Genomic DNA, 20,902 nt, shown 5'->3' on the forward strand with positions numbered 1-20,902 from the left:
TGTTCGTGGAGGAAACGGGCAGGGTCAATACTGGGTACGACGGTCATCGTCGTGGTTCCTTTCGAGACGGATGTGAAGAGTTCTCTCGAAGGATCACGCGGTGACCGTCGCCACGTTCACAGCTATGGTGGATGTGCCACAGGGGTCGAACAATACGAGATGCGTAGGCGCCCCCACGCTGATGTATGACCAGTACGGCAACTACGAGTACACGTTCTATCCGTCGGTGATCTTCGGGACCGATACGAATCGCATCACCACTTCGATCCCCAGCAGCGCATACGTCTGCTAGAGGGCTTCGCACACCAATGAGCGATCCGCGCCGAATCGTGAGGGTGGTCGCTGATGAATTCCGCGACCACCTTCCGGTGTGGTTTCCACCGCCGATTTTCGACGACGAATCTCAGATGCCCGTCTCGACCGGCCTGATGCTGGAGTTCCGGCACTGGAATTCGGTCGGCCAGGCGATCGCAGAGGGCAACACGATCGCGGTGGCAGAGCACTATCGGGTCGGCCAAGCTCTTGCGCAGAGGCTTGCGCAAGAGCTTGGCTCAGCGTACGTGGTCCAGATCCTCATGGCAGGCCATCATGGCGGCTGGAGACAAATAGAAGTGTGAGCTCGGCTCGCGCTTCGCCGACGGCACATCGGTCGTCACCGCTGGCAAGCACGATCGAGGTTTGCTAAGGCACCCGCAACTCGCGGATCGGCTCTCGCCGGGCGGCCACCACAGCGGGGATGAGCGCCGCGACGACCGCGGTCGCGAGCGCGAGGACCCCGAGCGCGAGGGTGAAGTCCCATCCCGGCAGCGGGTCGCCGGTGGCGACGAGGGCGATGACGGATGCCGCGACCCCGAGCCCTACGCCGAGGACGGCGAGCATCGCGGTCTGCGTGAGCAGCAGCCCGACGATGAGCCCGCGGGTGGCGCCGAGCGCGCGGCGGCGGCCGAAGTCTTTGCGGCGCATCATGACGAGCCCGTAGAGGATGACCGCGACGAGGATGCCGGTGACCGCGAGCAGCACCAGCACGAGCCCGCGCGAGAATCCGCCGAGCTGGCTCTGCACGATCGCGCGCAGCTGGGCGAGGGCTTCGGAGGTCTGCACGGTGACCTTGGTCGGGTCATCCGCGGCGAGCACCGACAGCACGGCGTCCGACACTGGCGCGACGAGGTCGGGGCGTTCGGCGATCACGACCAGCACGTTGACGGTCTCGGCGCCGGTCGCGTCGGGTTGCGGCGCGAGCACGACCGGTTCGAACCCCGCGAGGAAATCGGGGGTCTCGATCCGCCCCGCCATGGCGTACGACGTGCCGGTCGTGGTCGTCACCGACCCGGCGACGTCGGGCAGGCCGAGCTGATCGAGGGCGAGCGTCGACGCGTAGGCGAGTCCGCCGGGCACGGGTGAGACGGCGGGGATGCCGAGCCGGTCGAGGTGCATTCCATACGCGAGTCGCACGGGCACGCGCGTGCCGTCGGGGATACCCGTGTTGGTGGCGTCGACCGCGGACGAGAACGCGGCGGCCCATTCGATGCCGTCGAGGTGCGAGATGCGCTCCAGCACGTCGGCGGTGAGGCCGGCGCCGTTCTCGGCGCGCACCTGGATGGTGCGGGTGCCGGCGTCGTCGATCGAGCCGAGCACGGCCTGCTCGGCGCCGACGGTGCGGCCGGTGGTGAGCATCACGACGAGCACCATGCCCACGATCATGAGGGTCGTGAGAACGGATGCCACGGGCTGCGACACCACCGACGCCCACGCCTCCCGCACCACCGCCACCCCGGTCGCCCCGCGCGTCACCGCCACGCCGGTCGTTGAGCGAGCGACCGCCATCCCGGTCGTTGAGCGAGCGAAGCGAGACGAAGCGCGCGTCACAGCCGGATCTCCCGGTCGCACGCAGCCGCGACCTCGGGGGAGTGGGTGACGATGACAACCGCCGCGCCCGCGTGGGCATGGTCGCGCAGCGCGTCGACGACGACGGTCGCGGTCGCAGGGTCGAGGTTGCCGGTGGGCTCGTCGGCGAGCAGGATCCCCGGTTCGCCGAGCAGCGCCCGGCACAGCGCGATCCGCTGGGCCTGACCGCCCGAGACCTGGCCGGGTCGGCGGTGCGGGGGCACGTCGACCCCGAAGCGCTCGAGTAGCGCGGTGGCGCGGCGGGCCGCGGCATCCTTTTGCTCTCCTCTATACAGGGCGGTCTCGGTGACGTTGTCGAGCACGGTGCGGGTGGCGTCGAGCGCGGCGTCCTGGAACACGAACCCGAAGCGGCCCGCGCGCAGCCGTGCTCGGGCCGCATCGCGAAGCCCGGTGACCGCGACGCCGTCGACGAGCACGTCGCCGGCGGTGGGGTGCAGCATGAGTCCGAGCAGGTAGAGCAGGGTGGACTTGCCGCGGCCCGAGGGTCCGGTGAGCGCGGTGGTCGACCCGGCCGGGAACGCGGCGTCCCACTCCGACAGCACCGGGTTGCTGCGTGGGCCGTACGCGAACGTGAGTCCGCGGGCTTCGAGCACAGGGCGGGTCACGGCGCGTCCGTCGCGGGCACCCGCACGCGTGCTCCGGCCTCGACGCCCTCGACGACGCTCATGCCGCGCGCCGAGGCGACCACCGTGACCGGCACGCGCTGACCGTCGGCGGTGATGACGGCGGTCTGACCGGATGCCTCGGTGACGAGCGCCGCCGACGGCACGACGAGCCCCTGCACGGGGGCGACCGTGACGATCCGCGAGCCGAGCAGCGCTTCGCCGGTCACGGGCACCTGGCCGCACTGGTCGGCGCAGATCACGGTGCCGGATTCGCCGTCGAGGGCGACGTCGATCGTGCCGCTGTTGGGGTCGGACGCGCGGGCGCCGGCGAACGCGGTCCACACGGTTCCGTCGGGCGCGGTGATCTCCACGCGCGTTCCCGCCGGCATCATCGCCGCCTGCGCGCCGGTGACCGGCACGGTGAACACGGGGGCTGCGGGCAGCCCGCGCACGACCTCTTCACCGCCGGTGAGGGTCGCTCCGCGGAACACGACCTCCTCATCGAGAGCGATGCGGGTCGGCAGCGTCGGCACGAAGATCACGTCGCCGGGCTCGATCACGCCGGTCTGCGGCATCCCCATGCTCTTCTGCCACTCCCGGATCGCGCCGACCGTGCCAGATCCGGCCGTGCCGTCGGCCGGCCCGTCGTACACCCCGCGCGCGGCGAGCAGCGCCTGCAGCTGGACGACGTCGGCGCCCTCAGCCCCGGCGCCGATTGCGCGGAACGCGGGCACCGCGCCCTGCGAGACGACCACCGGCCGCAGGTCGACGGTATACAGCACCGACCCCTGCACCACCTCCTCGCCCGGAGCGACGCCGATCGTGGTGACCACACCCGCGGCCCGGTTGGTGCCGACCGGCACCGGCGACCACTCGGCGACCGTGTTCAGCTGGATGCTCGACCCCACCTCACCCGCCGCGACCTCCACGAACGTGAACGGGGTCGCTTCGAGCACGTCTTCGGCCGGAGAGAGAACGGATGCCGCCGCCCACCCCACCGCGCCGGCAGCACCTGCCAGCACTACGGCGCCCAGCACCCACCACCCCCAGCGCCTCCTCCGGAGTTTTGCGGTGCCAGTCAAGGACGGCGCGGCGGGCGCCGGCGTCTCGTCGACCGTGACCTCAAGCTCTTGACTCGTCATCGTGCGCACCGGTCTGAGTCATTGTTGTGATTCGCCCGTAGGGCAGTTGGCATGGGGCATCTCCGACCGTTGGGGCTCAATAGATGGAGCGCGGTAGCTGCGGGCAGCTCTGCTGGAGTTCCAACCAAGCACTCTCTGAAGTTGGTATGACGTCCGCGTACGGCGTCCATCTCGCAGATTCATCGGTCCAGCCGTCTGAGAAGGTTCGAAACGACGGCAGTTTGCTCGGTGTGTAGCCATGCTCTTCTAGGCACGGGGCAAGCTGGTCTCGGAAGTACGCGTAGAGGTACTCGATCTGCTCAACGTTGAAAGGTGCGAGGTATCGTGGATCGATCGGGTACTCCGCTTTGCAGACGAAGAGCTGGGTGTAGTACTGCGGAGCGATGGTGGGGTCGATGCTTCCTGTCTGGAAGGAGCCATCTTCCACTGCTCGCCCGGAGTATCCCGCATCCGTCATGCACGCGAGAATCGTCTGCGCCCACTCCGTCCTTGCGACCATGCGCACAGTGGTGACGTCTGGGCGATCCAAGTCCGGAAACAACGCGTGTGTGTTGTCCCAGGCCGCCTCGATCTGCTGATCGAGGAGGTTCGCTGCAAGGGCTTCGCTGATGGCGCTCGCCGCCGGCGCCGCCAGGTCGTCGAAGGATCGTATGTCGCTCGGTTCGGTCACCCCGCACCCGACGATCATGAGACCCATGATCGCGAGAGCCCCTGCGGCCGAGCAACGGTGGATCACGACAAAGCCTCTAGAAGCAGCTCGTGGACCACGTTGACGCACCCGCGCTTGTAAACCAGACAGTTGCGCTGAGGTACGGGCCATAGCTGTGGTGATCGCCAGGGCCCCAGAAGTCAGAACTCCAATAGGCACCGGTGCCGTTCTGACGGTGGTTATGGGTGGAGCCGTTCGTAGGGTTCGAGTAACCCTTCACCGTCTTTGGTGCGGAGCACGTAAGCAAGGGGGAGGTTGTCTCAAGCGCCGTCGCGGGTGTTCCGACACCCGCGACCGCTGTCACCAGCGCAATCGCTCCCGCAATCGCTCCGACTCTAACCCAACGCCTGTTTCGCACTATTGCCCTCCCTCATGTCAAGGCCTTCTCACTTTCCGATGTGCGTACACGATCGAAGAGTGACTTCACCTTGAAATGGCCGCAGGTGGGCGAAACCTAACAACACGATCTCGACGGATGTCGCCTCGTGTGATGGGGAGGTCTTGAGCCCTGCGGCGCGGGTGCGCAGCGCTCGTCACGTGCCGCCAGCGCCGTTGACGCTGCAGGGCGAGTTCGAGAGCCTTCGATCCCTGCGAACACGCCGCGCGGCGAGTTGCACAAAGGCGGCGATGTAAGGAAATCTCGCGACCGGCCATTTCCTAGTGAAGCCCCTGCAACGGGGGCCGATCGAAGGAGAGTCATGGGCGACAACCGGGACGAACTGACCGATGATGACTTCGACTTCGCGTGCGAACACCTGTCGCGCGTAGGGCGGCCTTTGGTTTCAGCCGTCACGATTATCGGGTTGCTCGTGCTCGCGGCGTGTGCGCCGACTGCCGATGAGGCGGACGCGACTCTCGTGAAGAGCGGTCGAGAGGCGAGCGAACTGGTGGCGGCGTGCCTGCGCGACGCCGGCTGGGGCGCGACTGCGGCCGACGACGACAGCGTCAACACTCATGTGCCGCGTGGGCAGGAGAGCCAGTACGAGTCGGCCTCGGAGGCTTGCTGGTCAAGGGTGGAGACTCCGACGTTCGACGACGTGAGCGATGCTGACCGTCAGAGGTACTATGATCGCTTCCTCGAGCTCAGGGAGTGCCTGGTCGGCGAAGGTGTGGAGCTTCCGCCGGCGCCCACGTATCAGGCGAGATGAAGGGCGCGTGGTCGCCGTACGCGGACATCGATGTCGACGTCGTGCGCGAACGTGGCCCGGCACTCGAAGAGGCGTGCCCGCAGATTCGCGAGTAGCTGTCGGTGCGATCCGGTGCTCGGAGTCAGAAACGTATGTGACTCCGAGCACCGGACACGTCTTCGGTCGCGATTGCGCACGATGCCCGCGCCCGACCGCTCGATCGGCTCGTGGACAGCACTTCCTGCTCAGGACAGCTCAGCATACGGAAACGAGATGGCGGTCGAGGGATCCCCACCCCTCGCCGCCATCGCGATGGATCGAACGGGGACGGTGAACGCCGTTGTCGAGAAGGTCCCGCAGGTTGTCCACGCAAGTCGTGACCCGGTGAGGGAATCGCCGGTGAACGCACACACACTGCCGTTCGGACAGTTGCCGATGGACTCCCGCAACCTTGGGTCCGGCACCTTCAGCGTCATCGCCAGGTCTGGCCAGTACGCGGTGGTGGAGTTCAGTGCTTCGCCGCCGGGTACGGCCTGGAGGGCCGCTGCGATCTGAGGATCGAGTTCGTCGGCGTGCGCGGTGGTGGGCATCGCAGCGAGCAGGATCGCAGCCGCGAAGGTGGCGAGGGCGGCGCGGAGCTTCATGTGGTGGGTAGCCCCCAGAGTGTGTAGGAGATGACGGATCCCGCGGGCAGTTTGCCCAACGGGGTGGTGCGGAGGACCTCCTCGGCAACGATTCGACCGGTCTCGGTGCTGATCAGGAGGAGTCGTCGGGAGCCCGGGAATCGTGTGGAGTCGGTCGTGATGCCGACCACATCGCGACCCGCACGATCCCTCCCCGTGCCGACGACGTCCACGTCGTCCCGGGTGAGCAGTGCCTTCAAGAGGAGGGAGTGCTGCTGGTTGGTCAGCGTCCAGTAATTCATCGCCAGGTTGATGGTGTCGATGAGATCTGCGGCGTCAGCATCCGCCGGGAGTCCCATCGCAACCAGCCATGCGGCCATCTCTGCTTCAGTCGAACCCGGTGGGTCGGTCGTCGGGACGCCGATGCCGCCCGTCGGGATGTTGCTGTCGGAGATGACGGTCCCGGGCGGCGGCGCGTTGGGAGCGAGCGTCGGTGCGGGGGATCCGTCCCCCCAGTACGGTTCGCCCGCCACGACGGTGAACTGGCCAGAGCCATCCGGTGCCCACCGAACGGTCGTGATCTGTGGACTCACCGTCGCCGTCGTCGTCACACCCTCCGCGTTCTGCCCCATCTGCAGGTACCACCCGGTTGACGTCGCGGAACGGAGCGGCTCGGCGGGTGTTCCATCCTCAGCGAGTGCTCGCTGCGCTTCCATGAGCACCTCCGATGTCGTCTGACCCGTCTTGGTGAACGTCAGTGGGGGTGGCGTCAGGGCGACAGCGGGTGTCGAGCCGAGCGGGATGCCCGTGATCACGATCAGCGCGACGATGACGACGGTGACGGCCACCGGCAGGCTTGTCAGCCACAGTGTCAGGTGCGGGCGGCGGCGCCGCGCCTCGGGATCGGCGTCCATCATGATCCGATCTCGAATCGCGATGTGCCTGACGGTAAGCGGAGCGTCCGCGGGCGTGAGAGCCGGATCGGTAGCGCGCATGAACCGGTCGAGCATGTCGTCGTCGAGGGGTCCGGTCATCGTTGCACCCCCTCGGTTGTTCGTTCGAGCGCTGGGCGCATCTTCGCGCGGGCTCTGCTCAAGGTGACCCAGACGGTCTTGTCGGATGCTCCGAGTACCTCACCGATCTGCTGGGCGCTGAGCCCTTCCCAATATGTGAGCTCGACGACGGTTCGCTCACGGTCCGTCAGCAGGTGCAGCGCCGAACGGAGCGCGAGCGACTCCAGGGCATCGAGCCCGACGGGACGCTCTTCCTCTCGGCGCTGCAAGGCGGCATCCGCCGACACCTTTCGGCGGCTGCGTCGCAGATGCTCTTTCACCTTGTTCCCTGCTGTCTTGATGAGCCATGGGGCGGTGATCGGCTGCCTGTCGAGGCGCGACCACGCCAGTTCGAATGTCGCCTGGGCGATGTCTTCTGCAGTCTGGGTGTCGCCGACACGCCGCTCGGCGAATCGGACGATCTCGATGAAGTGCGCGGCGAACAGCGACTCGAAGGCTTGTTGCTTCGCCGTCATCCGAGCCCCAAACTACGTCTCATCCTTGAAATGGCCGCTGGGCCGGAAACCTAACACCGCGATTCCCGACCGCTGTCGACGACGGTCCAACCTGAAGCCAAAGCGACGCTCGAGAATGAGGCCACCGGTTCGTCGTTTCGTTAGTCTGCCGGATCCTGGGTTCTGATGCTCGGGAGGCTCTCGATGCCCCTGCCGCGGAGCCGGTAGCTGGCGCCTTTGAGAGTGAGCACGTCGGCGTGGTGGACGATGCGGTCGATCATCGCAGCGGCCACCGCCTGGTCTCCGAAGACACCTCCCCAGCCGCTGAACGGCGGGTTGCTCGTGAGGATTAGTGAGGCGTGCTCATAGCGGCTTGAGACGAGCTGGAAGAACAGGTTGGCGGCGTCTTGCTCGAACGGCAGGTAGCCGACCTCGTCGACGATGATCAGCCCGTAACGGCGCAGCCGGGCGAGTTCGCGGGGCAGGTTCCCTAGCCGATGCGCCTCGGTGAGGCGAGTCACCCAGTCCGTCGCGGTGGCGAACAGCACCCGGTGCCCGTGCCGGGCGGCGACCATCCCGAGCGCGGTGGCCAGGTGCGTCTTGCCGGTTCCGGGCGGGCCGAGCAGCACCACGTTCTGAGCCTCGAGCAGGAATCCTCCAGAGGCGAGAGCAGCGACCTGTTGGCGGGCGGTGGGTTGCGCGTCCCAGTCGAAGTCCTCGAGCGTCTTGCGCGCCGGGAACCCGGCCGCCTTGATCCGCAGCTCCGCGCCGGAAGCGTTGCGCGCGGACACTTCGCGTTCGAGCACCGCGGCGAGGTAGTCCTCGAACGACCAGCCCGCATCTCGGGCGTGATCGGCCAGCCGGCCGGCGGCTTCCGTGATGCGGGGCGCTTTCAGCGCGCCGGCGAGATAGGTGATCTGCTTGGCGGTGTCGGTCGTCTTGGCAGCCATCACGCGACTCCTTCGATTCCGAAGGCCCGGTCGTAGTCAGCGAGATCCCGGCTCAGATCATCAGAGACGGGAAGCGGCCGCGGTTGCTGGAACTGCTGCCGCAGTAACCCCGCGGTCTCCCGGTGGGCAGGTGCGGTGACGACCGCGCCGCGCGCCCAGATTCGCTGATGGTCGGCGACGATCCGTCCGTCCAACCGCACCCGGACGCGGTCGAGGTCTGCGGTGACGTCGACCATTCGGCCGATCGCTGCCGGGTCCACGGAGTAATCGCTCGCATCGAGCCGCACGTAGTAGTCCCGACCCAGACGCACCCGTTGCCGCCAGCCCAGCTGCAGCGGAACCGGCGGCAACGGCAGCATCCGCGCGCGGTCGTGCTCGACCAGGTCGATCGGGCGGGCCTTGATCGTCCGCACCACTCTCGCGTTCGCGCGCTCCAACCACTCGGCGAGCTGAGCGTTGAAGTCCACCGGGGAGGCGAACGTTCGGCCGGGCACGAATGAGGTCTCCATCCAGCCGTTGCGACGCTCGACGATGCCCTTCGACTCCGGGTCGTAAGGCCGCAGCTGCACCACCTTCGTCGCCAGCGTCCCGGCGAACGCCGATACGCCCTGCGCGAGCGAGCCGGCCCTTCTGCCCGATGCCGGGTTCGTTGTCCCAGATCAGCCGGCGCGGCACCGCTCCGAGCTGTTGGATCAGCTCCCACGACCCCAGCAGCAGATCCTCCGTCTTGCGGGTCGGGATCATCCGCGCCGTGACGAATCTCGAGTGCGCCGCGACGATCACCAGCACCGGCAGCAGCACACTCGAGCCATCCTCGAGCGGGATCTTCCGCGGCGGGAACCACAGGTCACACTGCGCTGCATCACCCGCCGCCCACGACAGCCGGTCCGCCGGATCGACCGGGCGATGCTCAGGTCGCAGGCGTTTGATGTTCTCCCGGAACCAGGTGATCGACCCGTCCCATTCGACACGTTCCGCGATCACTGTCGCCGGCATCTCCGGATACTCCGTGAGGATCGCCCGCACCCGCGCCTCGAACGGTGTGAACGTCGTCGGCTGCGCCGGCCGTTCATACTTCGGCGGCCGGTCCGACGCCAACGCCCTATCGACGGTCGACCGCCCGATCCCCAGTTGCCTCGCGACCTGCCGCCGCGGAACTCCGTCCGCGACCAGCCGCCTGATCAACGCCCAATCTTCCACCGAGATCACCCACCCAATCTGTCTGGGTGGCCTCGTTTTCGCCCGTCGTCAATGCGTCAGATTGGAGCGTCGCCGACAACCGCCAATTCCTCGGCGCATCGACGGCCGCCCGCCCTCTGCGTCAGAGGACCCGATGTAAGGATTCCTCCCCTACGGCCATTTCAAGGTAAGAGCTCAAGTAGGCGAGTCAGAACACGAAGGCCGCAAGCGGCCGACAATGGAAGGAAGAATTGCTGTGGCAGAACGAGAACCAAACGGAAAGAACGCGAAGAGACAGGTCACACGTCTCACCGCCGCATCGGTGGCCATGTCGGCCATGCTCGTGCTGGGAGGGGTGGCTCCGGCGATGGCCCAGACCCAGAACGGCAGCACGTCATGCGCGAGCACGCATCGGCAGGGTCTGCAGAGTCAACTCACCGCCACGGCACCGTCCGGTGCCCTCACGTCCCACTTCTACAACTCGACGGGATACAACCCGGTCTTCTACGGGAACGCTCTTCACACGAGCTGGAACGGTCTGACCAGTTCAGGCAGTTGGACCATCTACTCGCCCTACGACCTCATTGCGGCGAGTGGATTCTGCGCGCCAAAGCCTTCGTGAGAGCCAATCGCTACACTCTCGCGTCTTCGGTCGCGATTGCGTCTGCCCTCCTCGCCGGCTGCGCCGCCGGCGGGGAGGGCACGATGCCCGCGCCCGACCGGTCGGTCAGCTCGGGCGTTCAAGGCCTGACGACGGAGCCGACGTTCGATCCTGCACAGGGTGTCTGGCTTTCGGACGGCTGGCCGGTTCCCGCGCCGGATGCCACTTTCGACCCGGACAACCAGTGGAGGAGCGCCTCCGAAACCGCCGCGGCGGTGGGCACATGCCTGCAGAACAAGGGTTGGGACGTCATCGTCGGTCGCGTCGAGGGCGGCTTCGAAGCGAGAGTGACTCCCGAACAGCAAACCGCATACCAGGACGCGACGAAGGCGTGCCACATCGAGCTCGGAGTCGGGACGAATCCGGGCCGTGCGTTGGATGGACGACTGGCGGCTGAAGAATTCGCCGCTCAGGAGAGACTGCTGGAGTGTCTCTTGAACGCGGGGGCTAGCCCGCCCGCGTTGCCGTCGTACCAGGTGTATGAGGAAGACCTCATGATGACCGGCGCCGCGTACAACCTCTACGATGGCTTGCCGGGAAAGGAGCGCTACCTGGAAAGTTGCCCAGACCCGCTCGACACCTGGGGGTTCAACGGATAGGCGGCGAAGATAAGGAATCCTCGCGAGCAGCCATCTCTCAGTGAACCCTCATGCGAGCCGACGAGGAGGAGCAGCCATGGGGCTTGACTCGATGCGCTCCACGCTGGTCGCCGGCGTGATGGTTGTGGCGGCGGTGCTGTCCGGGTGTGTCGCCTCAACCGAGACGTCGCCCTATCCGACGAGCGAGACCGATGCGACGCAGGCACTCCTGCGGTGCCTCCGAGACCATAGTTGGGACGCGCAACTCGAGCAGGGTGGTGTCTCTGTCGGAACTGCGAAGGAACAGGCCGATGTGTTGGCACGGGACACCGAGGAATGCAATGAGGATCTCGATCCGGCGAAGTTCGTGACAGATGAGCAACGGGCGGCCTTCTACGATCTGCAGGTGCAGACGGCCGCTTGCCTCACGGAGAACGGGTCCCCAGTCACTCCTCCGAGCCGGCAGGCGTTCCTGGACGACGGTGCGAAGTGGAATCCTTACGTCGCGTTGCGCGAATCAGGAGGAATGCCGACCGGTGGCTTCGATCGCCTCAACAGCCTCTGCCCGCAGAAGTCCTACTGGGACGTGCTCGGCGAGTGATGCTTGGGTTCTTGCTGGCTCGGGCCTGACGCGGCTCGAACCAGAACTCTGCCATTGTTATCACATCTGATACTCTCGATGCATGAGCACCGACGATCCCTCGCTCTCGAGTGGCCACGACGAGACGAGCGCGAAACTCGAATCCGTGCTCGAGTCGGCCGCCCGCCTTCAGGAGCTTGTTCCCGATGCCGTGCTGGTGGGCGGGTCGGCGGCGGCGTACTACGCGGGGCACCGGTTGTCGTTCGATCATGACCACGTGGTCGCGGATCTGCACGACAGGTTCGACACCGTCCTCGAGGCCCTCGAGCGAGAAGGCGATTTCGTGCTGAACCGCGTCGTGCCCGGCAAGCTGATCCTGGGCGAGCTCGGCGGCATCGAGACCGGCATCCGCCAGCTGATCCGACTGCGGCCCCTCGAGGTGCAGTCGGTTCGACTCCAGGATGACTCGTCGCTGACAGTGCCCACTCCCGACGAGATCCTGCGGATCAAGGCCTATCTCGTCGTCAAGCGCAATCAGGTGCGCGACTACCTCGACGTCGCAGCCCTCGCCTCGCGGTATGGACTGGAGCACGCTGCCGGTGTCCTCGCGCGGATCGACGACTACTACGCCGATCCGCACCAGCCGGCCGACGCACGGCCGGTGCGCGATCAAGTCGTTCGCCAGCTCGCCGATCCACAGCCTCGGGACTCGCGCACGACGACGCGGTTGGCGCAGTACAAGGGTCTGCGTCCGCGCTGGCACGACTGGGCGGACGTCGTGGACGTCTGTCGCGACCTCGCGTCGCGCATCGTCCTCGCCGAGGTGCAGTGATGGCGCTCGCGTTCCGCAACCTCACCGTCAGCCCTGCCGACCCCGTCGCGGAGTGGGGCGTAGAGGGGATGGTCGCCGCGCTGGAGCGTGGCGGCGTGGACGACTGGCGGAAGATCGCGCTCGCGGTAGTCGCCGACCCGGCGGGCCCGATCGCGGAGGACTTCGCCGAAGCGGCGGCAGTTGCCGAGGCATCCGGTGCCGTCGCCGTCACCCGCAGCACGATCGCTCTGCTGATCGAATCGCCACGCACCGCGGCGCTGCGGCGGATCGTCCGCGCCTACCAGGCGACTGGGTACACCCAGGCGGAGGCGGCACGAAGGCTCGGGACTTCCCCGTCGCGACTGAGCACCTACCTCAGCGGCAAGGTCATGCCGTCGGCGGAGTTCCTCGTGCGACTCGAGTCGATGGCGTCGCAGCGAGTGGCCGAGGTCGGCGGACGCTTCTGACGGATGCCTCCTCGGCATCCGTCACGGGGCGAGCCAGCACACCTCGTACGGCGAAACTCCTTCGAATCGGCGTGGATGCCGTGCTGGAGGCCGGTTCCCGGCTGCGGCGTGCCGAATTGGAGGAGTTCTGCAGGGCGAGGCGAGCGAGAGTCGGTGCCGAGACGATGCCCCGGCGAGTGAGTCGGCCGGGTCAGTCGGTGCCGAGGTCGAAGGCGGATGCCTCGTTCGCGGCATCCGTCGCCTCTGCCAGCTCTTCGCGCTCGGCGCTGTAGTCCTCGGCGTGCTCGGTGATCTCGGCGGCCTCGCCCTGCGAGAGGTGGCCCATGAGTTCGCCGGTGGCGCCGCCGATGATGCCGGCGGCGGCGTAGTGCTCGAGGCGGGTGCGGGAGTCGGCGATGTCGAGGTTGCGCATCGTGAGCTGGCCGATGCGATCGGTGGGGCCGAACGCGGCGTCGCCGACGCGCTCCATCGAGAGCTTCTCGGCCGCGTAGGAGAGGTTCGGTGAGGACGTGTCGAGGATCGTGTAGTCCTCGCCACGGCGCAGCCGCAGGGTCACCGTGCCGGTGATGGTCGAGCCCACCCACTTCTGGATCGACTCGCGCAGCATGAGCGACTGCGGCTCGAGCCAGCGGCCCTCATACATCAGGCGGCCCAGGCGCCGGCCCTGCTCGTGGTAGGTCGCGAGGGTGTCTTCGTTCAGGATGCCGTTGACCAGGCGCTCGTACGCGATGAACAGCAGCGCCATGCCCGGCGCCTCGTAGATGCCGCGCGACTTCGCCTCGATGATGCGGTTCTCGATCTGGTCGCTCATGCCCAGGCCGTGGCGGCCACCGATGCGGTTCGCCTCGAACACGAGCGCCACCGGGTCTGAGAACTCGACGCCGTTGAGGGCGACCGGGCGGCCCGCGTCGAAGGTGACCGTGACGTCTTCGGTCTCGATCTCGACCGACGGATCCCAGAACCGCACGCCCATGATGGGCTCGACGGTCTCGAGCGACACGTCGAGGTGCTCGAGGGTCTTCGCCTCGTGCGTGGCGCCCCAGATGTTGGCATCCGTCGAATACGCCTTCTCGGCGCTGTCGCGGTACGGGAATCCGTGCTCGACGAGCCAGGCCGACATCTCGGCCCGGCCGCCCAGCTCGGTCACGAAGTCGGCGTCGAGCCACGGCTTGTAGATGCGGAGGGCCGGGTTCGCCAGCAGCCCGTAGCGGTAGAACCGCTCGATATCGTTGCCCTTATAGGTGGAGCCGTCGCCCCAGATGTCGACGCCGTCCTCTTTCATGGCGCGCACGAGCAGGGTGCCGGTGACGGCGCGGCCGATGGGAGTCGTGTTGAAGTAGGTGCGCCCGCCCGAGCGGATGTGGAACGCGCCGCACGCGAGCGCCCCGAAGCCCTCTTCGACGAGCGCGGGCTTGCAGTCGACGAGCCGCGCGACCTCGGCGCCGTAGGTGAGGGCCCGGTCGGGGATCGACGCGATGTCGTCTTCGTCGGGCTGGCCGAGGTCACCGGTGTAGGTGCAGGGGACGGCGCCCTTGTCGCGCATCCAGGCGACGGCGACCGAGGTGTCCAGGCCCCCCGAGAAGGCGATTCCGACGCGCTCGCCGACGGGCAGGGACTGGAGGACTTTCGACATGGGCTCCAGTCTACCGAGCGGGTGACGGATGCCTCGGGCCGAAGCATCCGTCACCGCCGTGCTCGATAGGATGGGGTGTAACCGTCCGATAGCGGGGGAGTAGCCCATGCCAGGCATCGTGATCATCGGCGTCCAGTGGGGGGACGAGGGCAAGGGCAAAGCCACCGACCTCCTCGGTGAGCGCACCGACTGGGTCGTCAAGTTCAACGGCGGCAACAATGCCGGTCACACGGTCGTGATCGGCGACGAGAAGTACGCGCTGCACCTGCTGCCCTCGGGAATCCTGTCGCCCGGCGTGAACCCCGTCATCGGCAACGGCGTGGTCATCGATCTCGAAGTGCTGTTCGCCGAGCTCGAGGCGCTGCACGCGCGCGGCGTCGACACGTCGCGGCTGCGCGTGAGCGCCAACGCGCACATCATCACGCAGTACCACCGCACGCTCGACAAGGTCACCGAGCGCTTCCTCGGCAAGCGCATGATCGGCACCACCGGCCGCGGCATCGGCCCGGCGTACGCCGACAAGATCAACCGCGTCGGCATCCGCGTGCAGGACCTCTTCGACGAGAACATCCTGCGTCAGAAGGTCGAGGGGGCGCTCGACCAGAAGAACCACCTGCTGCTGAAGGTCTACAACCGCCGCGCCATCGCCGTCGACGAGGTCGTCGCCGACCTGCTGTCGTACGTCGATCGGCTGCGCCCGATGGTCGCCGACACGTCGCTGCTGCTGAACGAGGCGCTCGACGCCGGCGACGTCGTCGTGTTCGAGGGCGGCCAGGCCACCATGCTCGACGTCGACCACGGCACGTATCCGTTCGTCACCTCGTCGTCGGCGACCGCGGGCGGCGCGGCGACGGGAGCAGGCGTCGGCCCCAACCGCCTCGACCGCATCGTGGGCATCGTCAAGGCGTACACGACCCGCGTCGGTTCGGGCCCCTTCCCGACCGAGCTGTTCGACGAGAGCGGCGAGTGGCTGCGCTCGCGCGGCTTCGAGTTCGGCACGACGACCGGCCGCCCCCGCCGGGTGGGCTGGTACGACGCCCCGGTGACGCGCTACGCGACGCGCATCAACGGCATCACCGACCTCGTGCTCACCAAGCTCGACATCCTCACCGGACTCGAGCAGATCCCCGTGTGCGTCGCCTACGACGTCGACGGCGTGCGCTACGACGAGATGCCCGTCGACCAGTCCGCGTTCCACCACGCGAAGCCGATCCTCGAGTACCACGAGGGCTGGAGCGAAGACATCACCGGCGCCCGCACGTTCGATGACCTTCCCGACGCGGCGCAGCGATACGTGCTCGCGCTCGAGGCGATGAGCGGCACGCGCATCTCGGTCATCGGCGTGGGCGCGGCCCGCGACGCGGTGGTCGTGCGACACGACCTCATCGACTGATGACGGCCCGCGAGGTGCGACCGGACCAGGCGATGTCATCGGCGCAGGGTGCCTGCGCGCCGGCCGTGCCGTGCCAGGGGAATCGCCCGATCCCGCGGCAGGGGTCGGCCAGGTGAGGCTGCTGCTCGGCGGGTACACCGCCGACATGGACGGCGCAGCCCAGGGACTCGGCGTGCTGCGCGCCGGTGACGCCGACGGCGGCTCCGCGGGCGGACCGCTCGCATACGTCGGTCCGGTCGCGGCCGCCGATTCGCCGTCGTGGGTGACGAAGCATCCGACCCTCGACGTCTTCTATGCGACGCTCGAGCACACCGGCGTCGTGCAGGCGTTCCGCCGCACCGGCGAGGAGTCTTTCGCGGCGTTCGGCGGCCCGGTCGAGGCAGGCGCTGCGACGTGTCACGCCGTCGTGGCGCCCGACGGTCGCGCGCTCGTGGCGAGTTGCTGGGGCGACGGTCGAGTGGTGCACCTGAGGGTGGATGCCGCGGGCCGACTGTCGGCGCCGCAGCTCGGCGCCGAAGCGGCCGACCCGTACGCGCCGGGCGCGGCTGCGTTCTCGTGGGCGCAGGCCCAGACGAGCACGCGGACGGACCCCGACGTCGAGGACGCGCTCGCGGCGGCGGCCCGGTCGCTGAAGGCCGCAGCGGGTGACGAGTTCGCGCGGTTCGTGCCCGAGTACGACGCCCCCGCGCTCGATGTGGCCGGCGCCGTCGTGCTCGACGGTGCGGGAGCGGGCACCGATGCTGCGGCAGCGGCTCCCGAACGTGTCTCACGCGCGCACTCGGCGCTGTTCCTCCCCGACGGGCGAGTGGTCACCGCCGATCTCGGGTACGACCTCGTGCGGTTCTGGCGCCGCAGCGCCGAGCGACTCGTGCTCGACCACGAGGTGGTGCTGCCGCTCGGCAGCGGGCCACGCCACCTGGTGCTGCATCCGAGCGGGCACCTGCACGTCGTGACGGAGTACTCGTGCGAGGTGTTCACGCTCGAAGAAGGCCCGGACGCGCGCTGGCGGCTCGTCGGCGGCATCCCGACCGGTGCGCTCGCGGGCGACTCGGCGGCCGAGCTCGCACGCTCGCGCGACGGCCAGTTCCTCTACGCGGGTCTTCGCGGCTCGAACACCATCGCGGTGCTGCGCGTGCGCGGCGCCGGGGAGCACACCGAGCGGGTCGCGCTCGTCGATGCCGGGGTCGACTGGCCCCGCCACCACGTCGTGGTGCGCGACACGCTGCTGGTCGCCGGCCAGCTCTCGAACGAGGTCGCATCGCTGACGCTCGACATCCGCACCGGGGTTCCCGGGCGCGTGCGGCACCTCGCCGAGGTGCCGTCGCCGACCTGCCTCCTGCCGCTGCGCTGACCCTCGCTCGTTCAGCGAGTCGCCACAAGGTGCCCGGCGCTCAGACCTTTGCGTCCTGCCGCGGAATGAACACCTGTTTGACGATCAGCAGGATCGACGCCGTCACGGGGATCGCCACGAGCGCCCCGAGCAGTCCCAGCAGGGTGCCGCCGACGAGCGCTCCGATCACGACCAGCGCCCCGGGCACCGAGATCGTCTTGTTCATGACCCGCGGCGTGAGCAGATAGGCCTCGAGCTGCATGTAGACGAGGTAGACGACGGCGAAGATGAGCGCCGACACCGGGCTTGTGAACAGTGCCAGCACGGATGCCGCGATCCAGAACAGCACCGAGCCGATGAGCGGAATCAGGGTGATGCAGAACGCGGCGACCGCCATCAGCATCGGAAACGGCAGCCCGAGGCTGAGGTGCAGGATGAATGCGACCACCGAGTTGCACAACGCGAGGATCACCATCCCCATCAGGTAGCCGCCGATCGAGCCGGTGATCTCGTCGGTCATGCCCCCGACGAACGCGCGGCTGCGTGCCGGAGCGAGCCGGTTGAACGCCACCTTGATCGCCGGGAGGCCCGCGAGGAAGTACAGGCTCAGCACGAGGATGATGATGATGCCCGAGATCGTGGTGGCGATGCTGAAGCCTATCCGGAGGATGCCTCCGCCGATCGCGGCGATGTTCGACGGCGTCGTGACGTAGGTGCGGAGCTCATCGAGGGCGGCGCCGAGCTGGTCGCCGACGTTCGCCTGGATCCAGTTGTAGAAGTCCGAGGCCTGGAAGTCGCTGATCATCTCGGGGACCCCAGAGATGAACTCGCCGATCTGGGTGACGACGGTGGGCACGATGAGCCACAGCACCCCGATGAGCAGCAGCGCGAACACGGTGTAGGTGATGACGATGCCCCACGCGCGCTTCACGTTGTGCCGCTCGAGAATCTGCACGACCGGGTCGAGGCCGAGAGCCGCGAACAGCGCGAAGACGACGTAGATGACGATCGTCGACAGGTTCGAGAACGCCACGCCGAGGGCGATCGCGATCAGGCCGCCGAGCGTGATCAGAAAGCCCAGGGCGATCGGGCGGTCCACCCGGGTCGAGGTCGTCGGCAGCGGGGGCGCGGTGATGGTTGCGAGGGCGGGGTCGGGCGGGTGAACCGCCGAGGTGGCGGCAGCCGTTGCCGCGGCATCCGTTCCGGCAGGGCCTGCCGCCGCCGACTCGGGCCGTGGCGTGCCTGTTCCGTCGCTCATGTGCTCACTCTAGGGGGACGGATGCCCCACTCGACAGAATCGGGACGGCATGCGTCGCGGCCGGGGTATGGTCGAGGTCGAGGAGGCCCCGCCCATGACCGACGACGTCGACCCCACCGCCACGCTCCTGCGGCTGCGCGCGAGCATCGACAACATCGACGCCGCTCTGATCTTCATGCTCGCCGAGCGGTTCCGCTGCACGAAGCAGGTGGGCGAGCTGAAGGCTGACCACGGGCTGCCGCCGTCCGACGCAGCCCGCGAGGAGCAGCAGATCGCGCGCCTGCGGCGCCTCGCCGAAGAGGCAGACCTCGACCCCGAGTTCGCGCAGAAGTGGTTCGCGTTCGTCGTGGCCGAGGTCATCCGCCACCACACGGCCGCCGCAGACAGCAGGTAGGCCGGTCTGTCAGGGCACGGTGCGGCGCAGCGTCAGGTATGAGGTGCCCGCCAGCAGGGCGGCGACGAGCAGCCCCCACAGCGACAGCCCGATGGATCCCTGTGCGGCGATCCACCCGAACATCGCACCCCACGCGTCGAGCCGGCCGACGATGAACAGCGCGAGCACGAGCAGGGCGCCGATTCCGACGAGCACGACCGTCAGCCACAGCGAGCCGAACCGCTTGTAGATCGTCGCCGCCCAGAACCCGACGACGAACGCGAACAGCGCGATCGTGAAATACGCCAGGCCCGTCGCGAACAGCCCTGCCTCGGAGATTCCCGGGATGTTGAAGAACCACCCGTCCATGCCCCATCCGCCCGTCGCCCACTCGATCCAGGCGCCGAGCACGAACAGCACGGCGAGGATCAGCGAAGTGAGCATCGCGGTGAGGAGGCTGCCGAGGTAGAACTCGCGCCGCGTGATGCTCATGGCCTGCGAGAAGGGGAACGTGAGGGTGAGCGCCTGGACGCCGACCACGAGGAAGTACCACAGCGGCGCCTGCGCGCCGCCGCCGTAGAACGGGCCCTCGATGCCCGCGCCGACGAGCATCGCGTAGATGGCGAGGGTGAGCAGGACCGCGCCGCCGAGGATCAGCAGCGGCACCCAGATGTAGGTCTGCTTGTTGATCAGCTGCAGTCGGACGACATTGAACACACGGTTCATCGGAGTGCTCCTTCGTCGAGGGCGGATGCCTCGCCCGCCGCGGGCGCGGATCGCTGGGTCAGCCGCACGATGAGCTGCTGCAGCGAGACCGGCGAGACGTCGAGGTCGGCCGCGGCGAGGCGCTCTCGGTCGGCGCGGGTGAGCGCCCCGAGGATCGTGACCGAGGTGACGCGGCCGAGCGACTCGCGGTGGATGACCTCGCGGCCCCGCACGAACGCCTCGACGGCGCTCGCCTCGCCCACGATGGTCGCCGCCCGGCCGCGGACGTCGTCGGTGGTCTCGTCCATGATGATGCGCCCCTTGTCGATGACCAGCACGCGCTCGATGAGGTTCGACACTTCGTCGATCAGGTGGCTGGACAGGATGACGGTGCGCGGGTGAGCCGTGTAGTCGGCGAGCAGGCGGTCGTAGAAGATCTGGCGCGCGACCGCGTCGAGTCCGAGATACGGCTCGTCGAAGAAGCTGATCTCTGCGCGTGAGGCGAGCCCGATGATGACACCGACGGCCGACAGCTGCCCGCGTGACATCTTCTTGATGCGCGTCTTCATCGGCAGCTGGAACTCGTCGATCAGTTCTCGCGCGAACTGTTCGTCCCAGTTCGGGAAGAACAGTCTCGCCGAGCCGAAGGCGTGCTTGGCCAGCGCGTCGTCGGGGTACTTCTGGCTCTCGCGCACGAAGCACATGCGCGAGAGCACCTTCGCGTTCTCGTACGGGTGCTCGCCGAACACGTGGACCTCGCCGCTGGTGGCGAAGTTCTGGGCGGTGAGGATCGACATCACCGTGGTCTTGCCGGCGCCGTTGCGGCCGAGCAGCCCGTAGATCGTGTTCTTCTCGATCTGGAACGATACGTCGTCGGCCGCCAGGGTGGCGCGGTAGCGCTTGGTGAGGTTCTTCACCTCGATCACAGCGGTCATGGTGCGGTTCCTTCCGTGGTGACGGCTTCGGTGCGGCGGGAGCGCTCGAGGATGATCGCCCCGAGGTCTGCGGGGGTGAGCCCGAGCTTCTGCGCCTCGGCGAGCAGGGGGTCGACGTACGTGGCGGCGAAGGCGTCGCGTCGCTCGGCGAGCAGGCGCGCGCGGGCGCCCGGGGCGACGAACATTCCGACGCCGCGGCGTTTGTAGAGCACGTTCTTGTCGACGAGCACGGTCACTCCCTTCGCGGCGGTGGCGGGATTGATGCGATAGAAGGCGGCCAGCTCGTTCGTCGACGGCGCCTGACCCTCTTCGGCGAGCGAACCGTCGATGATCGAGTCCTCCACGCTCTCGGCGATCTGGAGGTACAGCGGCCGACCTTCCTCGATCACATCCGCCTCCCCGGGCTCGTTGGTTAGTTACTTGACTAAATA

The 20,902-nt window shown here is 67.8% G+C and carries 24 protein-coding genes and 1 pseudogene; 11 read left to right on the forward strand and 14 right to left on the reverse strand.

Annotated elements, in window-relative coordinates:
• Positions 1-100 precede the first annotated feature (100 nt).
• Together AB1K54_RS16520 and AB1K54_RS16525 are read left to right on the forward strand one after the other, a co-directional pair.
• Positions 101-292 carry a hypothetical protein gene (locus AB1K54_RS16520; protein WP_371203857.1) on the forward strand — a complete coding sequence of 64 codons (192 nt, stop codon included), beginning with the start codon at positions 101-103 and terminating at the stop codon, positions 290-292.
• Between the two features lie 43 nt (positions 293-335).
• Positions 336-617, forward strand: coding sequence for a hypothetical protein (locus AB1K54_RS16525; protein WP_371203858.1), 282 nt, complete (start codon positions 336-338; stop codon positions 615-617).
• A 64-nt stretch (positions 618-681) separates the two neighbouring features.
• On the opposite strand, the gene AB1K54_RS16530 is transcribed toward AB1K54_RS16525, so the two are convergent.
• From AB1K54_RS16530 to AB1K54_RS16545, 4 genes are all read right to left on the reverse strand, one after another.
• A complete protein-coding gene (locus tag AB1K54_RS16530; protein WP_371203859.1) occupies positions 682-1,824 on the reverse strand; it encodes an ABC transporter permease in 1,143 nt (380 codons plus the stop codon).
• A gap of 38 nt (positions 1,825-1,862) precedes the next feature.
• Positions 1,863-2,510, reverse strand: a complete 648-nt coding sequence (locus AB1K54_RS16535; RefSeq protein WP_371203860.1) for an ABC transporter ATP-binding protein — start codon at positions 2,508-2,510, stop codon at positions 1,863-1,865.
• Entirely contained in the window at positions 2,507-3,547 is a 1,041-nt protein-coding gene (locus AB1K54_RS16540; protein ID WP_371203861.1) for a peptidoglycan-binding protein, read from the reverse strand. The genes AB1K54_RS16535 and AB1K54_RS16540 overlap by 4 nt, the downstream gene beginning before the upstream one ends.
• 181 nt (positions 3,548-3,728) lie before the next feature.
• Positions 3,729-4,322, reverse strand: a complete 594-nt coding sequence (locus AB1K54_RS16545; RefSeq protein ID WP_371203862.1) for a hypothetical protein — start codon at positions 4,320-4,322, stop codon at positions 3,729-3,731.
• A 737-nt stretch (positions 4,323-5,059) separates the two neighbouring features.
• Between AB1K54_RS16545 and AB1K54_RS16550 the strand changes: the two genes are divergently transcribed.
• Positions 5,060-5,509 carry a hypothetical protein gene (locus tag AB1K54_RS16550; protein ID WP_371203863.1) on the forward strand — a complete coding sequence of 150 codons (450 nt, stop codon included), beginning with the start codon at positions 5,060-5,062 and terminating at the stop codon, positions 5,507-5,509.
• 224 nt (positions 5,510-5,733) lie between these two features.
• Here the strand turns inward: AB1K54_RS16550 and AB1K54_RS16555 are convergent, their stop codons facing one another.
• From AB1K54_RS16555 to istA, 5 genes and pseudogenes are all read right to left on the reverse strand, one after another.
• A complete protein-coding gene (locus tag AB1K54_RS16555) occupies positions 5,734-6,132 on the reverse strand; it encodes a hypothetical protein (protein ID WP_371203864.1) in 399 nt (132 codons plus the stop codon).
• Positions 6,129-7,145 (reverse strand): hypothetical protein, encoded by a 1,017-nt coding sequence (locus AB1K54_RS16560; protein WP_371203865.1) that lies wholly within the window; start codon positions 7,143-7,145, stop codon positions 6,129-6,131. Before AB1K54_RS16560 ends, AB1K54_RS16555 begins: the two co-directional genes overlap by 4 nt.
• The gene (locus AB1K54_RS16565) at positions 7,142-7,639 is read right to left on the reverse strand and encodes an RNA polymerase sigma factor (RefSeq protein ID WP_371203866.1); all 498 of its coding nucleotides are present in this window, start codon (positions 7,637-7,639) and stop codon (positions 7,142-7,144) included. The genes AB1K54_RS16560 and AB1K54_RS16565 overlap by 4 nt, the downstream gene beginning before the upstream one ends.
• Before the next feature lie 140 nt (positions 7,640-7,779).
• On the reverse strand, positions 7,780-8,568 hold the full coding sequence (istB, locus tag AB1K54_RS16570) for an IS21-like element helper ATPase IstB (RefSeq protein WP_371203867.1): 789 nt from the start codon (positions 8,566-8,568) through the stop codon (positions 7,780-7,782).
• Positions 8,568-9,777, reverse strand: a pseudogene (istA, locus tag AB1K54_RS16575) (IS21 family transposase). The gene istB and the pseudogene istA overlap by 1 nt, the downstream one beginning before the upstream one ends.
• Before the next feature lie 226 nt (positions 9,778-10,003).
• Here istA and AB1K54_RS16580 point away from each other — a divergent pair.
• From AB1K54_RS16580 to AB1K54_RS16600, 5 genes are all read left to right on the forward strand, one after another.
• Positions 10,004-10,369: a hypothetical protein gene (locus tag AB1K54_RS16580; RefSeq protein WP_371203868.1), complete on the forward strand. Its 366-nt coding sequence runs from the start codon at positions 10,004-10,006 to the stop codon at positions 10,367-10,369.
• Positions 10,370-10,452: 83 nt separating this feature from the next.
• Positions 10,453-11,007 (forward strand): hypothetical protein, encoded by a 555-nt coding sequence (locus AB1K54_RS16585; RefSeq protein ID WP_371203869.1) that lies wholly within the window; start codon positions 10,453-10,455, stop codon positions 11,005-11,007.
• Between the two features lie 76 nt (positions 11,008-11,083).
• Positions 11,084-11,587, forward strand: a complete 504-nt coding sequence (locus AB1K54_RS16590) for a hypothetical protein (protein WP_371203870.1) — start codon at positions 11,084-11,086, stop codon at positions 11,585-11,587.
• Between the two features lie 82 nt (positions 11,588-11,669).
• A complete protein-coding gene (locus tag AB1K54_RS16595; protein ID WP_371203871.1) occupies positions 11,670-12,398 on the forward strand; it encodes a hypothetical protein in 729 nt (242 codons plus the stop codon).
• Complete coding sequence (locus AB1K54_RS16600) at positions 12,398-12,844, forward strand: helix-turn-helix domain-containing protein (protein WP_371203872.1); 447 nt, start codon at positions 12,398-12,400, stop codon at positions 12,842-12,844. Before AB1K54_RS16595 ends, AB1K54_RS16600 begins: the two co-directional genes overlap by 1 nt.
• A gap of 190 nt (positions 12,845-13,034) precedes the next feature.
• Here AB1K54_RS16600 and argG read toward each other — a convergent pair whose 3' ends face one another.
• The gene (gene argG / locus AB1K54_RS16605; RefSeq protein ID WP_371203873.1) at positions 13,035-14,477 is read right to left on the reverse strand and encodes an argininosuccinate synthase; all 1,443 of its coding nucleotides are present in this window, start codon (positions 14,475-14,477) and stop codon (positions 13,035-13,037) included.
• A 106-nt stretch (positions 14,478-14,583) separates the two neighbouring features.
• On the opposite strand from argG, the gene AB1K54_RS16610 reads away from it, so the two are divergent.
• A complete protein-coding gene (locus AB1K54_RS16610; RefSeq protein ID WP_371203874.1) occupies positions 14,584-15,870 on the forward strand; it encodes an adenylosuccinate synthase in 1,287 nt (428 codons plus the stop codon).
• A 112-nt stretch (positions 15,871-15,982) separates the two neighbouring features.
• Positions 15,983-17,221 (forward strand): lactonase family protein, encoded by a 1,239-nt coding sequence (locus AB1K54_RS16615; RefSeq protein ID WP_371203875.1) that lies wholly within the window; start codon positions 15,983-15,985, stop codon positions 17,219-17,221.
• A 40-nt stretch (positions 17,222-17,261) separates the two neighbouring features.
• On the opposite strand, the gene AB1K54_RS16620 is transcribed toward AB1K54_RS16615, so the two are convergent.
• Positions 17,262-18,458 carry an AI-2E family transporter gene (locus tag AB1K54_RS16620; protein WP_371203876.1) on the reverse strand — a complete coding sequence of 399 codons (1,197 nt, stop codon included), beginning with the start codon at positions 18,456-18,458 and terminating at the stop codon, positions 17,262-17,264.
• A 94-nt stretch (positions 18,459-18,552) separates the two neighbouring features.
• Here AB1K54_RS16620 and AB1K54_RS16625 point away from each other — a divergent pair, with 94 nt between their 5' ends.
• The gene (locus tag AB1K54_RS16625) at positions 18,553-18,852 is read left to right on the forward strand and encodes a chorismate mutase (RefSeq protein ID WP_371203877.1); all 300 of its coding nucleotides are present in this window, start codon (positions 18,553-18,555) and stop codon (positions 18,850-18,852) included.
• Positions 18,853-18,861: 9 nt separating this feature from the next.
• Here AB1K54_RS16625 and AB1K54_RS16630 read toward each other — a convergent pair whose 3' ends face one another.
• From AB1K54_RS16630 to AB1K54_RS16640, 3 genes are read right to left on the reverse strand one after another with little or no spacing between them, the layout of a single operon-like run.
• On the reverse strand, positions 18,862-19,557 hold the full coding sequence (locus tag AB1K54_RS16630; protein ID WP_371203878.1) for a hypothetical protein: 696 nt from the start codon (positions 19,555-19,557) through the stop codon (positions 18,862-18,864).
• Positions 19,554-20,471, reverse strand: a complete 918-nt coding sequence (locus AB1K54_RS16635) for an ABC transporter ATP-binding protein (protein WP_371203879.1) — start codon at positions 20,469-20,471, stop codon at positions 19,554-19,556. The genes AB1K54_RS16630 and AB1K54_RS16635 overlap by 4 nt, the downstream gene beginning before the upstream one ends.
• Positions 20,468-20,860, reverse strand: a complete 393-nt coding sequence (locus AB1K54_RS16640) for a GntR family transcriptional regulator (RefSeq protein ID WP_371203880.1) — start codon at positions 20,858-20,860, stop codon at positions 20,468-20,470. Before AB1K54_RS16640 ends, AB1K54_RS16635 begins: the two co-directional genes overlap by 4 nt.
• Positions 20,861-20,902: the final 42 nt, after the last annotated feature.

This window comes from Microbacterium sp. BWT-B31 (assembly GCF_041379855.1).
In the GTDB taxonomy this organism is placed as follows: Bacteria; Actinomycetota; Actinomycetes; order Actinomycetales; family Microbacteriaceae; genus Microbacterium.

Excerpts from the sequence above, each read along its gene's own strand:
- AB1K54_RS16595 (WP_371203871.1), top strand. The coding sequence starts at position 11,670 with ATGAGCACCGACGATCCCTCGCTCTCGAGTGGCCACGACGAGACGAGC.
- argG (WP_371203873.1), bottom strand. The coding sequence starts at position 14,477 with ATGTCGAAAGTCCTCCAGTCCCTGCCCGTCGGCGAGCGCGTCGGAATC.
- AB1K54_RS16590 (WP_371203870.1), top strand. The coding sequence starts at position 11,084 with ATGGGGCTTGACTCGATGCGCTCCACGCTGGTCGCCGGCGTGATGGTT.
- AB1K54_RS16635 (WP_371203879.1), bottom strand. The coding sequence starts at position 20,471 with ATGACCGCTGTGATCGAGGTGAAGAACCTCACCAAGCGCTACCGCGCC.
- AB1K54_RS16560 (WP_371203865.1), bottom strand. The coding sequence starts at position 7,145 with ATGACCGGACCCCTCGACGACGACATGCTCGACCGGTTCATGCGCGCT.
- AB1K54_RS16620 (WP_371203876.1), bottom strand. The coding sequence starts at position 18,458 with ATGAGCGACGGAACAGGCACGCCACGGCCCGAGTCGGCGGCGGCAGGC.
- AB1K54_RS16585 (WP_371203869.1), top strand. The coding sequence starts at position 10,453 with ATGCCCGCGCCCGACCGGTCGGTCAGCTCGGGCGTTCAAGGCCTGACG.
- AB1K54_RS16630 (WP_371203878.1), bottom strand. The coding sequence starts at position 19,557 with ATGAACCGTGTGTTCAATGTCGTCCGACTGCAGCTGATCAACAAGCAG.
- AB1K54_RS16530 (WP_371203859.1), bottom strand. The coding sequence starts at position 1,824 with ATGGCGGTCGCTCGCTCAACGACCGGCGTGGCGGTGACGCGCGGGGCG.
- istB (WP_371203867.1), bottom strand. The coding sequence starts at position 8,568 with ATGGCTGCCAAGACGACCGACACCGCCAAGCAGATCACCTATCTCGCC.
- AB1K54_RS16565 (WP_371203866.1), bottom strand. The coding sequence starts at position 7,639 with ATGACGGCGAAGCAACAAGCCTTCGAGTCGCTGTTCGCCGCGCACTTC.
- AB1K54_RS16625 (WP_371203877.1), top strand. The coding sequence starts at position 18,553 with ATGACCGACGACGTCGACCCCACCGCCACGCTCCTGCGGCTGCGCGCG.
- AB1K54_RS16610 (WP_371203874.1), top strand. The coding sequence starts at position 14,584 with ATGCCAGGCATCGTGATCATCGGCGTCCAGTGGGGGGACGAGGGCAAG.
- AB1K54_RS16555 (WP_371203864.1), bottom strand. The coding sequence starts at position 6,132 with ATGAAGCTCCGCGCCGCCCTCGCCACCTTCGCGGCTGCGATCCTGCTC.
- AB1K54_RS16550 (WP_371203863.1), top strand. The coding sequence starts at position 5,060 with ATGGGCGACAACCGGGACGAACTGACCGATGATGACTTCGACTTCGCG.
- AB1K54_RS16600 (WP_371203872.1), top strand. The coding sequence starts at position 12,398 with ATGGCGCTCGCGTTCCGCAACCTCACCGTCAGCCCTGCCGACCCCGTC.